The following is a 16,721-nucleotide window of genomic DNA, read 5'->3' as shown; positions in this document are numbered from 1 at the left end:
GATTCCGTTACAAGCCGGGCGCTTTCGACGGGCACGGCTTCAATCTCCTCGTCACTGTGCACTGCGGGGCTTTCAGCTCGCGCTTTTCTCGCCCGAGTCGCCGTCTTTTCACTACATCCATCTTGCTCATAGGTGTGTATTCATGTTCTCTCTACTCGTATTAGTTGAATTTGTCATCTACTTCTCCACTTTCTGTCCAAATATAGAAGTGTCTCTTTCTAAAAACCTACAAATAGCCGCCAGAATTGTATCTTTGGCGGCCTGCAAAGTAGATAGAACTGACTTGCTTCTCCTATTGCCAAAAATATTTAACAACTTGGCACGGAATTTTCTAGCGAGCGGGAGGCGAACATTTGCCATACGATGACCGAAAAAAGGCTTGTTGGAAGTGACGCAGCCACTTTCAGCAAGCTTTAAAAGTTTCCCCGTTCATCGTATAGCCCAATGTGAAGCCTGGAGTGAGCCGGAAACAGTGTCGCTAAGATGTTTCTAGTTTTTACTGAAAAATGCATATTTATCTACTTGCACAGAACCACTAGTAGGATTGAGTGGAGATTCTTGGAGAAGGTCATTTAATTTATTTAACCTGGAAGCTAATTTCGTCCGCTCATTTTCTTTTATAATATACTCTAATTCATACTGATAAACGCCAGACTTTAGTTCCTTTACTTGAGAAATAGAACCAACCATTTTCAATGCTTCACCTAAAATAACCGTTTTCAACTCCAAAATAATTGCTGGACTTACTGTTAGCTTGATATTGGATGAAAATCGTAATCTTCTTGTACAAATTTCTTCCATCAACACTTCCATTGCACCAATTTCGACTTTTTTTCTTCGGATTTGAGTTAACCGCATAGATGAAATGACAGGATGCTCTAATACTAATCTAAAATCCTTGCCTTGATTGGTAAATTCCTCTTCGGATCTACTGCTTTCTAATGGCGTTAATATTCCTTTTCGCAATAGTTTTTCAAAATCAGCAGCAGGTACAGGTTTGGAAAATAAGTAACCTTGGATTGTATTGCAATTATAATCTTCTAACACATGCAGTTGTTCGGAAGTTTCCACCCCTTCAGCAACTACCTCCATATTAAATTGTTGAGATAATTGTATCATCATATTCGTAATGAAATTGGAATCGTCTGTTTCCAATTCACTTAATTCATTAATAAATGCACGGTCAATTTTAAGAATATCAATTCGATCTTTGAATCGTTGTAATGTAGAAAGAGAAGAGAAGCCCGTACCGAAATCATCTAAAGCAACTTTAATGCCTAAACTCCGAATTTCATCGAGAACAGAAAAAACAGATTTTGCATTTTCTAATAAGGACGTTTCGATAATTTCTACTTCCAAATATTTTGCTTCTAATTTTGTTTCTTCCAACGTCGTTACTATACTTGGGAGGAAGCTTTGTTCTAAAAATCGATTTGCTGATAGATTAATAGAGACTGGAATTTTCGGTAATCCAGCATTTTGCCACTGCTTGTTTTGCCTGCAGGCAGTCCGTTTAACCCAGTTGCCAATTTCGTTATCAAGACCAGTTTCTTCTGCTAATGGTATAAATTCGTTAGGTGATACAAGTCCCCATTCCGGGTGATTCCAACGAATAAGTGCCTCTGCACCGATGATTTTATAAGTAGTTGAACAAACTTTAGGTTGATAATATAATTCTAGTTGATTTAGTTCAATTGCATTTCGAAGGGTGGATTCTAATGAAAAGATCTTGTACGTTTGTGCATTTAAAGAAGAAGAGTATACTTGGAAATTGTTTTTCCCTAATTCTTTTGCTTTGTATAAGGCGGAATCTGCATTTTTCATGAGAGTGAGTGAATCTTCTCCGTCATGGGGATATATACTGATTCCGATGCTTGTCGTAACAAAAAGTTTATAATTATCTACAAGAAACGGCTCATCGAATGATTTAATGATGCTTTTTGACTGTTCTTCCGCCTGTTGCATATAAAAATCTGGCAATAAAATTCCGAATTCATCTCCGCCTAAACGTGCAATTATTGCATCTTTCCGGAGATTTTTCTTTAATCGGATTGCAATTTGCTCTAGTAATTTATCGCCTAAAGTGTGACCAAGCGTGTCATTAATATATTTAAAGCGGTCTAAATCTAAATACATAACAGCTACTTTTTGATTTAATGTGTGACTAATGATTAGTTTTTGATCCAGTTCTTCTTGGAATAGTCTTCTATTGGGTAGTTTTGTAAGAAAATCATAATTTGCTAAGTACTTGTTTAATTTTTCTGCCTCTATATATTTTGTAATATCCTTGGCGATTCCGAAAATACCTTGGATACCTTCTTTTAATTTTGCTGGTATAAGTGTAAGATCCATAATAACTATTTGCCCATCTTTATGTATAAACTCAATATTAAAACTTTGTGAAATGCCAGAAACAGATTTGCGAAAAGCTTCTGTATACAAGCTTTTTTGGGAAGAAGGAAGTAATAAATCAATTGACTGTATTTCCGTTTCGTTTAAATATCCTAGGACTTTAAAAAATTCATCATTAGTTTGAATTAACTGGCCTAACTCATTTACGAAATAAACAACATCAGGGTTATATTCGTACAAAGAACGATAAAGTAATTCTGACTTCTCATTAAACACCATTTTTATGCTCCTTCAGACGTAGTGGTTATTTTATAGTTATTTGTAACTATCGATTTTAAGTATAATTTAATGATATCTGACTATTTAGTTGATATATCTAATAGTATGATAAAAAATAGATAAAATACAGTGATACTTCCAAATGTAGGTTTTAAATTTGATAAATGGAGTGTTATTCTATTTGCATATGCAAAGATAAATAGTATAGTTTTAAAAAAACTAGTTTAAAAGGATGTGTTTCATGTGAAGCAGAATGTTACAGCAAATGATGTAGCAAAATTAGCGGGCGTATCTCAATCTTCTGTTTCTAGAGTATATTTTGAAGGAGCTTCTGTCTCACCGAAAACGCGGAGAAAAGTACTAGAAGCAGCGAACGAATTAGGATATCGACCAAATGAGTTTGCACGTAGCCTTATTACAAATCGTACAAAAATTATAGGACTTGTGATGAAGGGGGTAGAAAATCCATTTTACCCGCAAGTTTTAAAACAATTTACATCTTCATTTAAAAATTTAGGCTATAGTATTTTATTTGTTCATACAAATAATGACGAAATTCAAAAGGACGATATTGAAATATTATTAAATTATCATGTTGCAGCAGTTATTATTACAGATGCATCTTTGTCTTTACCTGCAATGGAAGATTTCAAAGAAAATAAAATACCGTTAGTACTTTTTAACCGAAAAATTGAGCATAACAAGTTTTATTCTGTTTGCTGTAATAACTTAGAAGCTAGTAAGGAAATTGCAAATTTTTTTATTGCCGAAGGTTGTTCGGAATTAGTCTATATCTCAGGAAATGCCAATACGTCTACTAGTAGAGAACGTGAAATTGGTTTCACATCAATTCTTGAGAAGCATCAAATTTCCTATACAAAGTATACTTCAGACTATACTTATGAAGGTGGTTACCGTACAGCAATGGAAATAGTAGAGAAAAAGCAAGTACCTGCTGGTTTTTTTGTGGCGAATGATATTATGGCCTTAGGGGTTGTCGATGCTCTACGAGAAAATGCTATTTCCATCCCTCTTGAAACAAAAGTAATTGGCTTTGACAATATTGAGATGGCATCTTGGCCGACATATAATTTAACGACTTGGGAACAGCCGATTAATGAAATGGTTGAGAAAACAGTAGAATATTTAATGGGGGAAATCGAGAGCTATACTGGATATTCAGAGAATATTGAGATAGATGGAGAGTTAATTGTGCGAAAAACAACTTAAAAAGGGGTTGACTAATATGGAATTTTAGAATAACCTTCTCTTATAGCTTTTTGCATACGTATGCAAATATTTTATTTTTGTAAATGTATACGTTTTCAAAAAAAGGAGGAGTAACAATGGTGAAAGTATTAAAAGCAGGTAAACCACAAGAAGAGGTAAGTGCAAACGATTTTAAAGTTTCTCAAATAGTGTCGGAAGCAATAAAAGATGTAGAAACAAGAGGAGACCAAGCAGTCCTAGAATTATCAGAAAAATTCGATAAATGGACTCCTGAATCATTCCGTTTAACAGAAGCACAAATAAATGAAATCGTTTCTAAGGTTCCAGCTGAAGTGATTGAAGATATTAAATTTGCGCAAAAAAATATTAAAGAATTTGCAGAAGCACAACTGGCTTCATTAAATGATGTAGAAGTAGAAAATATTCCTGGTGTTATATTAGGACATAAAAATATTCCAGTTAGCAGTGTAGGTTGTTATATTCCAGGTGGTCGTTATCCAATGGTAGCTTCTGCTCATATGAGTGTTTTGACAGCAAAAGTTGCAGGAGTAAAACGTGTTATCGCTTGTACTCCACCAATTAATGGAGAAATTCCACACGCAACAATTGCAGCAATGTCATTAGCTGGTGCGGATGAGATTTACTTATTAGGTGGAATTCAAGCAATGGCAGCAATGGCAATTGGAACTGAAACAATAGATTCTGTAGATATGATTGTTGGACCAGGTAATGCGTTTGTTGCAGAAGCAAAACGTCAATTATACGGCCGTGTAGGAATCGATTTATTCGCTGGACCAACAGAAACATTAGTTGTTGCGGATCATACTGCAGATGCTGAAATGGTTGCTACGGATATTTTAGGACAAGGTGAGCATGGACCAACTTCTCCAGGAGCACTGATAACAACTTCGCAAGAACTAGCAGATGAGACAGTGAAAGAAATTGAACGTCAACTGCAAACACTTCCAACTGCTGATGTTGCAAGAGTTTCATGGGAAGATTACGGACAAATTCTATTAGTAGATTCTATTGAAGAAGCTCGTATTGAAGCAGATCGTTTAGCATTTGAACATGTTGAAATTTTAACGGAAGATCCAAACTACTTCCTTGAAAATATGACGAATTATGGTTGCTTATTCTTAGGGCCAGAAACAAACGTTGCATACGGAGATAAAGTAATTGGAACAAACCACACATTGCCAACAAAAGGTGCAGCTCGCTACACTGGAGGACTATGGGTAGGTAAATTCATCAAAACAGTTACGTATCAAAAAGTAACTCCAGAAGCTAGTGCATATATTGGGGAATATGCTGCACGTCTATGTCAATTAGAAAACTTTGCAGGACATGCTGAACAAGCACTTCTTCGCGTGAGAAGATACGGAAAGAAATAATTCAAAGCCTTTGGCGGATGTTACAGATTTTGTATCGAAAGAGTTCGATACAAAATCTGGATTCAAATACGTCAAGATAAATTTGATAAAGGGTATTGGGGGAACTTGAATGTTAGGGATGATAGGTTTATTTGGCGGATTAGCTCTGCTGATTTATTTAACAATGAGAGGGATGAACCTTCTTATTGCAGCACCACTTACAGCTTTACTTGTTGGATTATTAAATGGCTTGCCACTTTTTCCACAACTGGCTGAAGAGGGAGCGGCAAACTTTTTAACAAACTATATGACAGGATTTACAGGATTCATCGCATCATGGTATTTAATGTTCTTAACAGGTGCGATCTTCGGTAAAGTAATGGAAGATAGTGGGGCAGCTGATAGCGTGTCTCAATGGATTGTTAGCAAAATTGGTATGAAACGTGCAGCTCTAGCTGTTGTTATTGCCTGTGCGGTATTAACTTATGGAGGCGTGAGCCTGTTCGTTGTAGCGTTCTCTGTTTATCCAATGGCTTTAAGTTTATTTAAACAAGCAGATTTACCACGTCGCTTTATACCAGCGGCACTTGGTTTCGGTTCTACAACTTTCACAATGACTTCAGCAGGTTCTCCTGAAATCCAAAACTGGATTCCAATTGAGTTTTTAGGAACTTCTCCATATGCTGGATGGGAAGTAAGTTTTATCGTTGCAGTATTTATGGCTGCTTTTGGTTACTGGTGGCTGAAAAAAATGATTACAAAAGCAACGTCAAAAGGCGAGAAGTTTGTTAGCAGAGATACAGATCCGACAGGGGAAATTCGCACGGAATTACCAAATCCGCTGCTTAGTATGATTCCATTAGTAGTCGTATTAATAATTTCATTCTTCTTCCATGATTCACTTGGAACTTCTGCTTTAATCATCGCTTTAACTGGTGGTATTTTAGCGACATACCTGATCAACAGAAAGTATTTCCAAAACTTCGGGAAAGCTCTTGGAGATGGAGCAATGGGTGCTGTTGTTGCAATTGCTAACACGGCAGCAGTTGTTGGATTTGGTGGAGTTGTAAAAGCTACACCTGCATTTACATCGGCAGTAGGTTTTATGACAGACATTCCGGGTAGTCCTTTAATAGGTGGAGCACTAGCTGTTGCGGTTATAGCAGGATTAACAGGTTCTTCATCGGGTGGCCAAGCAATTGCATTACCACTTTTAGCACCACATTATTTGGACCTAGGCGTGAATGCGGAAGCCTTGCATAGATCTGTTTCGATTGCATCTGGATCATTAGATTCACTTCCACAAGGTGGATATGTTGTTACAACGATCCGATCTATTGCTGGTGAAACGCATAAAGACGCATATCCTGCGTTTGGAGCATTAACTGTAGTAGTGCCAATTTTAGGTGTTATTTTAGCGGTAATTTTATTCTCATTTGGTCTTGGAATTTAATTTTATGTAATCCAATTAAACTTATACCCAACAAACTATATAATAAGTTTGTTGGGTATATGTAGTTATAGACGAAATAATGAAAAGGGTGTGGAGTTTATGGAAAACGTATCAATTATTGGGTGCGGTACAATGGGGCATTCTATCGCATTATCAGCTGCTTGGGCAGGTATGCAAGTGAAAGTTTATGGGGTTAATGAAAAAGATATTGAAAATGCACATAAAGGTTTACAAAATAAGCTAAAAGTGATGACAGACAATGATGTTTTCGATCAAGAGGAAGCAAATCGCATTCGACAAAATATCGAGTTATCTATTTCATTGGAAGATGTAATTGCACAGTCGACATTTATCATAGAAGTAATTCCAGAAGTTTTGGAAATGAAAAAAGAAATGTACAAAAAAATCGAAACCCTTGTAGATAAGGATGTTGTCATTGCAAGTAATACTTCTGGCTTTAAACCAAGTTTGCTAGCAGAAGAAATGGAACATCCAAATCGCTTTGTCGTAACACATTTTTGGAATCCAGGGCATTTGATCCCGTTAGTGGAAGTAGTCAAAGGGGAAAATACGGATTCACAAACGGTAGAGCGTGCAATGCAAGCAATGAAGGATATGAATAAACAACCAATCTTACTCAATAAAGAGATTCCAGGTTTTATCGGTAATCGTCTGCAATATGCACTATTCCGCGAAGCACAGTCGATTCTGGATGCGGGTGTTGCGACGAAGGAAGATATTGATGCAGCAGTGACGTATAGTATTGGTCGTCGTTTGCCTGTGACAGGTCCACTTATGTCGGCGGATATGGGAGGATTAGATGTATTTTCGGCAATCTCCAATTATTTGTTTGAGGATTTAAGTACATATCAGAAGTCAGGAACGGTGCTGACAAAATTAGTAGAAGAGAATAAGTTTGGTGATAAAAACGGAGAAGGGTTTTATTCGTGGGGTACAGATTTTTCAGAGCAAAAAAATGCAGAGCGTGAGCAAACATTAATCCATTTCTTGAAAAATGATTTAAAAGGGGAGGGAAAAAAATGAGCACATTTTTCTCTGAGCTTGCAAACAAAACAGTTGTCGTAACGGGTGGAAGTAAAGGCATTGGAAAAGATATTGCACTGACTTTTGCCAAGTTGAATGCAAATGTTGTTATTTCTGGGCGGGACCAAACCGTTTTGAATGAAGCACTAAGTGAACTACATGTTTTTAATGATAAATGTATTGCCATTCAAGGTGATTTGAGTGATATCGCCAATGTAAAAGCGATGATTGACACGGCTGCTGAAACATTTGGTACGGTTGACGTACTCGTGAATAATGCAGGAGTTAATATTGCTAAACCTTCGCTAGAAGTAACGGAAGCGGATTGGGATACTGTACTGGACTTAAATTTAAAATCTGTCTTTTTCGCTAGCCAAGCAGTTGCAAAATATATGGTTGCTCAAAAAAGTGGAAAAATTATTAATATCGCTTCTCAAATGGCATTTGTAGGCTATTATAAGCGTGCTGCATACTGTTCAAGTAAAGGTGGTCTCGTGCAAATGACGAAGGCACTTGCTGTAGAGTGGGCGAAGCTTGGTATTAAAGTGAATGCAGTTGCACCGACTTTTATTGAAACAGAGCTTACTGAAAAGATGTTTGAGGATCAAGCATTTAAAGAAGATGTGGAAAGACGTATACTTTTAGAGGGGCTGTCCCAACCAAAGGATATTTCTGGAGCAGTTTTATATTTAGCATCGGATTTAGCTAATTTTGTAACAGGTGAAACGATAAAAGTAGATGGCGGCTGGACTGCTATTTAGGAGGGTATATGATGGAAAGAAAAGTTTTGTTTATTACTGGAGCAGCACGAGGTATTGGCTTTGATATAGCAAAAGCATTTTCGGATGCAGGAGCAAATGTAGTTATTTCGGATTTAACGCAAGAAGCGGTTGATGAGGCTGCAGCGAAGTTAAATGGACGAGCAAAAGGGATTATATGTGATGTAACGAAAGAAGCAGACATTGAAAATGCGATTAACTTTACAGTAGAGACTTACGGTCGTATTGATTTCCTTATTAATAATGCAGGCATGCAGCATGTATCGATGATTGAGGATTTCCCAACAGAGAAGTTCGAATTACTCGTAAAAATTATGTTAACTGCACCTTTTATCGCGATCAAACATGCGTTACCTCATATGAGGAAACAAAAATTCGGTCGAATTATTAATATGGCATCGATTAATGGTGTTATTGGATTTGCAGGGAAAGCTGCATATAATTCAGCGAAGCATGGTGTGATTGGATTAACAAAGGTTGCAGCACTAGAAGCGGCGGCGGATGGCATTACTGCTAATGCAATATGCCCTGGATATGTGGATACTGCATTAGTGAGAAACCAATTTGAAGATTTAGCGAAGACACGTAATATTCAAGTGGAGCAAGTATTGGAAGAAGTTTTATATCCACTTGTTCCTCAAAAGCGATTGCTTGAAGTGAAGGAAATTACTGATTTGGCTTTATATATGGCGAGTGATTCTGCTAAAGGAATGACTGGACAAGCGGTTATTTTAGATGGTGGATATACGGCGCAATAATGTGAAAGCGATTGAAAGTGACTTAGTCATTTTCAGCCGCTTTTTTGCTTGCTAAGTAAAAAATAGCTACAAATCCGAGATTTATTAAGTTAAATATTAGTAATTAATGTTTTTTATATATTATTCTATGACGTTTTTGATAGGGAAATATTTTTTAGTTGGAAAAATGTGAGGTTTAGTTGGAATAAATTTTAATCGTGTTTATTGTGAAAAACGTCTCAATTCATTCGGTCCTTAATATTTGGCGTCAATCGTGGTAAAATAGACACTTAGCTAAATTTTAGCTAGAATTTGATAAGGGACGTGTTAATGTGGTTGGTCGTAATGATCCTTGTCCATGTGGTAGTGGAAAGAAATACAAAAAATGTTGTGAGACGAAAGAGTCCATTTCAATAGAAGAAGTGCAAACAGAAGAAGTAGAAAGAATTTTACAAGCGTTTTATGACGAGTATCCAGAGAGAAAAGACATTCCAGAGTTTGCGGAACTTGTGCAAACATGGAGTAACTCGTTAAAACAATATCTCGAACATGAAATGATTGAAGCGATTGTGCTAGATGAATTCTTTTTCCATCACAGACCTGATATTTGGACAGGCTATTTGGAAAGACTGCAAAAGAAAATGGTTCGTCCGTCTATTTTGAAAGTAATCGAACAATGGAGTGAGCCAAGAATATTTGTTGGAGCAGTTGTAGAGGTCGAGGAAGATTATATGACGGTAACGCATATTTTGACGAAGGAAACGATTCAGCTAAGACGCGAAAGCGACAAGCCGGTTTCTGTTGGTGCGAATATGTACTGTTTCATTTTGCCAGATGGCACGTTGAAAGAGAATCATTATCTAGCCGTTTCTAGTTTAATATTCTTCCCTGTTGATCAGCAAGAAGTGTTCGTGAATTTTACGAAGCAATATGAAGCACAAAGTGAATTGTCTGCTTCTGCGTTTTTAAAGGAAAATGGAACTTCATTTTGGAGCTTACTTGGAGAAAACGGCTACGAAGGTGGAGAGTACACACACTTTGAAGCAAATGTTTTACAAGTAGCAATAGAGTTCTTGCAGGAAAATAATCGAGACTATGTAAAACTTTTAGAAGTAGTAGAAGATTATTTAGTAGAGCAACAGCCGAAAGCTCGTAAAGAAGTAGCGATTGCTGCTGGAGCTATTCGATTTGGTCAAGAAAATGGTTTATTTGAACCGGTGGTTATGACGATCAAAGAAATTGCGGAATGGTTTAATGTATCTCCTTCCTCGTTGAATAAATATTATAATGATTTGAATATTTACTATGCACGAGTGAATGAAGCCAAATAAAATAGGAAATGCCAAGTGAAATAGATTGTTTCGCTTGGCATTTTTCGTCTAGATTTAAAAGAAGAACAAGTTTAAACTGAAATGAGAATCATTTGAAAGAAAAGAGTGGATAAATGATGACGCAGTTTTGGAAGACACGATGGTTTTCACGCTTGATAAAAATTGGTATTCCTCTTTTATTGCTTGCCATTTTTTATTTCGAATCCAACCAGGCTTTGAAAAATTTGGATTTTGGAATGTTGGATAATCTTTTTACTGATTTGGCGGTATATAAAGTACTAATCATTATTGCTGTAGGAATACTATCCGTGACTCCAATGATTCTTTATGATTTTGTCTTGACCCGTTTTTTGCAAATGGAAGTACCGGTAAAAAAGAAAATAATCTATTCTTGGACAGCTAACACGATGTCGAATTTTATTGGATTTGGCGGAGTTGCTGGAATGGTGATTCGTACCTTTTTCTATGGTCAGCATGGTTATGGGAAAAAGGAACTTGTTAAAGGAATTGCATTAGTTACACTGTTTTATTTGTCTGGAATGTCCTTATTTAGTTGGTTACCGTTGCTTGGAATTATAAAAACTCCGATATTTGAAGAAGTAAAATGGATTCACTTTGCTCTCGTTGGGCTTGCATTATATTTCCCAGTTCTTGTATTTAGTATTAAAAAGAAAAAAAGTGATGTAACGCAAGAAATTATTAGCAGTAAAACGATTTTCAGTTTAGCAGTTATTTCTCTTTTGGAGTGGAGTTTTGCTTTTTTATTAATCTATACGATTACTTCCTTCCTTGGAATTTCCGTTTCGATGACAGGTTTGTTTGCAACGTTTATCGTTGCTTCGTTTGCGGGAATTATTAGCATGCTGCCCGGTGGAATTGGATCATTTGATTTAATGTTTTTATTAGGTATGCAAGGTCTTGGTGTTTCTAATGAAATAACATTACTGATTTTGCTACTTTATAGAGTAAGCTATTTTATAATTCCAGCTTTAATTGGCCTAGTTTCTTTGGGGCTCTATTTCTGGGAAGAGATGAATCAAAAGCTAAATCAGATTCCAGAGATACTTTTACAGCATATTAGTCATTGGATTGTTACGACATTTGTTTTTTTTACAGGTGTGATTTTGCTATTATCAGCGGCTATTCCAGATGCGCTTAACAGGATTAAATTTGTCAATCAGATGCTGGCTTTACCTGTGATGAATCTTTCGCATCAACTAACTGTCGCTTTTGGTATTTCGTTGTTACTTTTAACGAGAGGCATTCAATACCGGGTAAAATGGGCATTTTATGTAACATCAGTTACATTAGTCGCGGCAGCAGTTTTTTCATTGTCTAAAGGATTTAGCTATGAGGAAGCAATTTTTGTTTTAGTTGTGTTTATTATTTTGCTTATGTCAAAAAGACGTTTTTATCGAGAGAATATTGTGCTTACATGGGGAAAAGTTTTTGTGGATACTTTTGGGATAGCCATTACTTTAGGTTTGTTTATTTTTATCGGTTACGCAAATTTACCTTCTTCTCATTTAGATATTCCAAAGCAGCTACAGCCCTTTTTTATAACAGGATCAACGGATTTGTTTAATAGTGCTATAGCGGGATTAATTCTTGCTGTTTTGATAATGGCTGTTGGGTATTGGTTAAGTAGACCACGTCATTTTCCATTTGAGCAATCGATTCATTTGGAAAGAGAAATTAAAGAGCATTTGGAAAAGTACGAAGGTACAGTCGTTTCTCATTTAATCTTTTTGCATGATAAATATATATTTTGGAATGATTCCAAAACAGTTATGTTTTCTTTTCAAAAGTTTTCCGATAAGTTAATTGTATTAGGTGATTTAGTTGGGGAGCAAAAAGATATTCCAGGTGCGATTGAAGAATTCCATGATCGGGCTAATGTGTATGGATATACACCGGTTTATTATCAAGTAACCTCCAAAATGTTTTCGTATCTCCATGAAAATGGCTATGACTTCTTTAAATTAGGTGAAGAAGCATTGGTAGAGCTACCTTCATTTGATCTTGCCGGGAAAAAGATGAAAAATTTACGGGCAACTAAAAATAAGCTAGAAAGAGATGGGTACAATCTTCAAATTATGCAGCCTCCACATTCACAGGAATTTGTCGAAAGTCTGAAGCCTTTGTCAGATGAATGGTTATCTGGAAGGAAAGAAAAAGGATTTTCTCTAGGGTGGTTTAATGTGAAATATTTACAAACAGTGCCGATAGCTATTGTAGTGAATGGAGAAGGTAAAACGGTAGCTTTTGCTAACTTAATGCCTGCATATGATGGCAATAAAAAGGTTTCCGTAGACTTGATGAGGTATAGTTCAGCGGCCCCGAAAGCTACGATGGATTACTTATTTATTAAACTGTTTGAATGGTGTAAAGAAAACAACTTTCAGGAATTTAATCTTGGTATGGCCCCATTGGCAAACGTAGGTATTTCTAAGTATTCATTCTTGAGCGAAAAAATTGCTTATCAGATTTTCTTGTATGGCCATGCTGTCTATCATTTCAAAGGCTTAAAAATGTTCAAGGAAAAATATGCGGACGAGTGGCAGCCGAAATATTTGGCGTTACGAAAAAAAGCATCTTTACCGATTGCGATGGCGCAAGTTTCTCTACTTATTTCTCGTTCAAGATCGACTAATAAAGACAAGTGGATATTCCTGTTTTCAAAGTTGTATAAATCATAAATTTGTTTACAAATCACTCTTTTTGGTTATACATGAATTAGCTCCAAAAGAATTCATCTTGAGAGGAGATTGATCATGAAAAAATACTCGATTTATGGAAGTGCGTTAATAGCGGCGATTTTATTATTAAGTGCATGTGGAGATAAAGAACAAGTGAAGGATGCACCAGATGCAGACACAGCAGAAACTGAATTTGGATTTCGCTCTTTTGATTTGGAAGTAGATACAAAAGATCATAAAGATGCAATTGAAGCATCGTTTGATATTGATGTATCAGAAACAGAAGCAGAATATGTGAATCGAATGGAACCATTGGACTTAAAGGGTGACAAAGCATTCTCTGAATTGGAACCGATATTTAAAGAGCTTGAGTTAACAAAAGACATGAGTAAAGATGAAGTGATTGAAAAAGTATCCAAGGCCTTCGAAGTGGAGGATTATACAAATTTTGAGTTGGAAGTAGAATTCTCCGATGGGGATAATAAAGATTATTTTGATCAGAAGTAAATAGAGTAGATTTTAGCCGTGATTAATTTCGCGGTTTTTTTTGTGTGTACTTTAGGAGGGTTTATGTGTACTTTAAGTGAATTTATGTGGCGTTCATATCAATTTATGTGGTAAACAGGTATTTTGACCCCAACCAATTGCTGTGAGGGATTTTATCTGAGCATAAAAATATGAGATAATCTATATAAATGCGTTCGAAAAGGAGGGACACGAATGGACTTCGTCGCAATAGATTTTGAAACGGCAAATAGTTTACGGACAAGTGTATGTTCGATTGGAATTGTCCGAGTAAAGAATGGCAAGATTAAAGAAGAAATACATACATTGATCAATCCATTAAGTGAATTTCATTATTATAATACGCAAATACATGGAATTACGGAAGATATGGTGATGAGTGCGCCAACGTTTGAAGAATTTTGGCCAGATTTTAAAGGATTCGTTGAAAATCAAACAATTATTGCGCATAATGCTAGCTTTGATATAAGCGTTTTAAAAGCATCATTAGATAACTTTCATGAGTCTTATCCGGCTTTCGAGTATGGATGCTCTTATCAAATGGCGAAAAAGGTTTGGCCGAATTTATACAATCATAAGCTGTCGACCGTAGCGAATTATTTAGGTATTTCGTTAAGACATCATGATGCTTTAGAAGATGCGCGAGCAGCGGCACGTATTACAATCGAGGCCATGCAAAAAAGTCGCACAAATTCAGTTCGGGAGTTATCCAATTTGTACAAATTAAAAATAGGCACTCCAACGCCTGTAAAAAAACAAACGCCACGTACAAGGAATAAGAAAGAGGATACTGCCATTCAGTTTTTAGAAACGACAAATAGTATGCCAAATAAAAGACATCCATTATACGACGCTAATATTGTATTTACAGGAAGAATGCTATCGATGACAAGGGTGCAAGCGGCGCAATTAGCAGTCAATTGTGGAGCAGTCTGTAAAGGTAGTGTCGATGTTCATACAAATGTTCTAGTTGTTGGAGATAATGATTTAGTAAAGTATATACAAGGCATTAAAAGTACAAAAATGCAAAAAGCAGAAGGGATGATCGCGCGAGGTATTCCTATAGAAATTATGGGTGAAGGAGATTTTCTAAGATTAGTAAGGGCTAGCGATAAGTAATTTATTGTTCAAAATTTTAGTGTGAATAAAAGGAGAAAGTATATGCGTATTAAGGCAAGACTTATTTTGGTAACTTCTATTTTAGTTCTCTCCATCTTACTTATTGGTGGATTTGCAACATGGTCTTTACAGGATAATATCAAACAAAGTAATGCTGTGCATGACTTGACTGAAATGCAGAAGACGACGAAACATATTCAATATCGTCTTGCAGGACTATCGAATGATGAAAGAGCTTTGTTGCTTACAGGTGATCAAAGCTATGCAAAGCAAATGGTGGAAAAGTCAGATGACATACAATTACAGTTCAATCAACTTAGAGAATTGACGAGCAATGATACATATAAGAAACAAATAGACGATATTCAACAAAATTATGACATGTATTGGGCTCAGACCCAGTTAGTCGTCGAAAATAACGAGATGAATCCAGCGAAAGCGAATGAAATTCATTTTGGAGAAGAAAGAAGAATTCGCAAAGATTTATTAGACCCGTCATTTAACGATTTCGTACAACTGTTAGATTCAGAGGCTGATCTGGCAAGTGAAAACTTGAAAGAACAATCTACTTTAAGTGTGACGATTCTGGTTGTAGTTTCATTAGCAGCAGTGGTGTTTGGCATCATTTTAGTAATTGGTCTCCTTAAAGCAATATTAGTTCCTTTGGGGCAATTAAAAGAGCAAATGAATGACATCGCAAATGGTGATGGCGATTTGACAAAGCAAATAGCAGTGAAAAATAAGGATGAATTAGGGGAAGTGGCTAGTTCGTTCAATCAGTTCCTATCTTCATTAAGAGTGATGATTTCACAAATTAGTCTTTCGTCGGAACAATCTGCGGCCACTTCGGAAGAATTTATTGCTAGTGCAGAGCAATCCAAATTATCGTCGAACCAAATTGCGGAGAACATTCAACATGTTTCTTTCAGTATAAGTGACCAAACGCAGATTTTAGAAGAGAGTTCCGCATCTGTGGATAATTCATTGCAGAGACTACAACATATGACACACAGCACATCAGAAGTAGCAAAATTGACTGGAGAAGTAAGTCTTCAGGCAGACAGCGGAGAGAAATCAGTGGAACAGTTGGTTGCTTCTATGGATGTCATTTATAATTCTGTTGGGGAAACAGATAAAAATATTAATTCATTAGCAGATGATGCAATTCAAATAGGAAACATAACAGCAATGATCAATGAAATTGCTGAGCAAACAAATCTACTGGCGTTAAATGCTGCAATTGAAGCTGCTCGAGCAGGGGAGCATGGCAAAGGATTTGCAGTAGTAGCAGAAGAAGTACGGAAATTAGCCGAGCAGTCTAGCAAATCTGCCAATCAAATTCGAGAATTAATCACACGCATTCAAGGAACAACGACAGAAACAGTTCATACAATCGAGTTAGTGAAAGTGAATGTAGATAATGGGAAAAGCTTAACCAGGACAACCTCTGTTCAATTTAAAGGGATTATCGATTCTATTTCCAATGTATCTGGAAAAGTGCAAGAAATTGCTCATGCCACGGAGCAGCTGACTTCTGATTTTACAAAAGTTGCACAAAAATATGAAGAGGTTTCTTTATTGTCTAAGAAAAACGCTGAAAATACACATGAAATTGCAGCAGCTACCGAACAACAATTAGCTTCCATGGAAGAGATTCAATTGGCTGCAGAGTCTTTAAACACTGTTTCGGATTCGCTTAATGAAATGGTACATCGCTTTAAAATTTAATGGGGAAAAGTGGCTGAAAAAATTTTTAGTTGGAAAAATATTCCTATTTCTGTACAAATGGATTTAAAAAGG

At 36.3% G+C, this 16,721-nt stretch carries 12 protein-coding genes; 11 read left to right on the top strand and 1 reads right to left on the bottom strand.

What is annotated here, in order from left to right; genetic code table 11:
- Positions 1-489 precede the first annotated feature (489 nt).
- On the bottom strand, positions 490-2,631 hold the full coding sequence (locus RUH95_RS16790; protein WP_313894052.1) for a putative bifunctional diguanylate cyclase/phosphodiesterase: 2,142 nt from the start codon (positions 2,629-2,631) through the stop codon (positions 490-492).
- A gap of 243 nt (positions 2,632-2,874) precedes the next feature.
- Here RUH95_RS16790 and RUH95_RS16785 point away from each other — a divergent pair, with 243 nt between their 5' ends.
- The 11 genes from RUH95_RS16785 (at position 2,875) to RUH95_RS16735 (ending at position 16,649) form a co-directional block, all read left to right on the top strand.
- Positions 2,875-3,861 (top strand): LacI family DNA-binding transcriptional regulator, encoded by a 987-nt coding sequence (locus tag RUH95_RS16785; RefSeq protein WP_313894051.1) that lies wholly within the window; start codon positions 2,875-2,877, stop codon positions 3,859-3,861.
- Between the two features lie 116 nt (positions 3,862-3,977).
- A complete protein-coding gene (gene hisD, locus RUH95_RS16780) occupies positions 3,978-5,255 on the top strand; it encodes a histidinol dehydrogenase (RefSeq protein WP_313894050.1) in 1,278 nt (425 codons plus the stop codon).
- A 109-nt stretch (positions 5,256-5,364) separates the two neighbouring features.
- Positions 5,365-6,687, top strand: a complete 1,323-nt coding sequence (locus tag RUH95_RS16775) for a GntP family permease (protein WP_313894049.1) — start codon at positions 5,365-5,367, stop codon at positions 6,685-6,687.
- A gap of 99 nt (positions 6,688-6,786) precedes the next feature.
- Positions 6,787-7,731 (top strand): 3-hydroxyacyl-CoA dehydrogenase family protein, encoded by a 945-nt coding sequence (locus RUH95_RS16770; protein ID WP_313894048.1) that lies wholly within the window; start codon positions 6,787-6,789, stop codon positions 7,729-7,731.
- A complete protein-coding gene (locus RUH95_RS16765; protein ID WP_313894047.1) occupies positions 7,728-8,492 on the top strand; it encodes an SDR family NAD(P)-dependent oxidoreductase in 765 nt (254 codons plus the stop codon). Before RUH95_RS16770 ends, RUH95_RS16765 begins: the two co-directional genes overlap by 4 nt.
- An 8-nt stretch (positions 8,493-8,500) precedes the next feature.
- Positions 8,501-9,268: a 3-hydroxybutyrate dehydrogenase gene (locus RUH95_RS16760; RefSeq protein WP_313894046.1), complete on the top strand. Its 768-nt coding sequence runs from the start codon at positions 8,501-8,503 to the stop codon at positions 9,266-9,268.
- Between the two features lie 311 nt (positions 9,269-9,579).
- Positions 9,580-10,578, top strand: coding sequence for a YecA family protein (locus RUH95_RS16755; RefSeq protein ID WP_313894045.1), 999 nt, complete (start codon positions 9,580-9,582; stop codon positions 10,576-10,578).
- Between the two features lie 113 nt (positions 10,579-10,691).
- Positions 10,692-13,277, top strand: a complete 2,586-nt coding sequence (mprF, locus tag RUH95_RS16750) for a bifunctional lysylphosphatidylglycerol flippase/synthetase MprF (protein WP_313894044.1) — start codon at positions 10,692-10,694, stop codon at positions 13,275-13,277.
- Between the two features lie 75 nt (positions 13,278-13,352).
- On the top strand, positions 13,353-13,784 hold the full coding sequence (locus RUH95_RS16745; protein ID WP_313894043.1) for a YusW family protein: 432 nt from the start codon (positions 13,353-13,355) through the stop codon (positions 13,782-13,784).
- Between the two features lie 213 nt (positions 13,785-13,997).
- The gene (locus RUH95_RS16740) at positions 13,998-14,921 is read left to right on the top strand and encodes an exonuclease domain-containing protein (protein WP_313894042.1); all 924 of its coding nucleotides are present in this window, start codon (positions 13,998-14,000) and stop codon (positions 14,919-14,921) included.
- A 42-nt stretch (positions 14,922-14,963) separates the two neighbouring features.
- On the top strand, positions 14,964-16,649 hold the full coding sequence (locus RUH95_RS16735; RefSeq protein WP_313894041.1) for a methyl-accepting chemotaxis protein: 1,686 nt from the start codon (positions 14,964-14,966) through the stop codon (positions 16,647-16,649).
- The last annotated feature ends 72 nt before the right edge of the window (positions 16,650-16,721 follow it).

The sequence above is a fragment of the Psychrobacillus sp. genome (genome assembly GCF_032154225.1).
Classification (GTDB): domain Bacteria; phylum Bacillota; class Bacilli; order Bacillales_A; family Planococcaceae; genus Psychrobacillus.
This window is presented reverse-complemented; position numbering and strand designations above follow the sequence as displayed.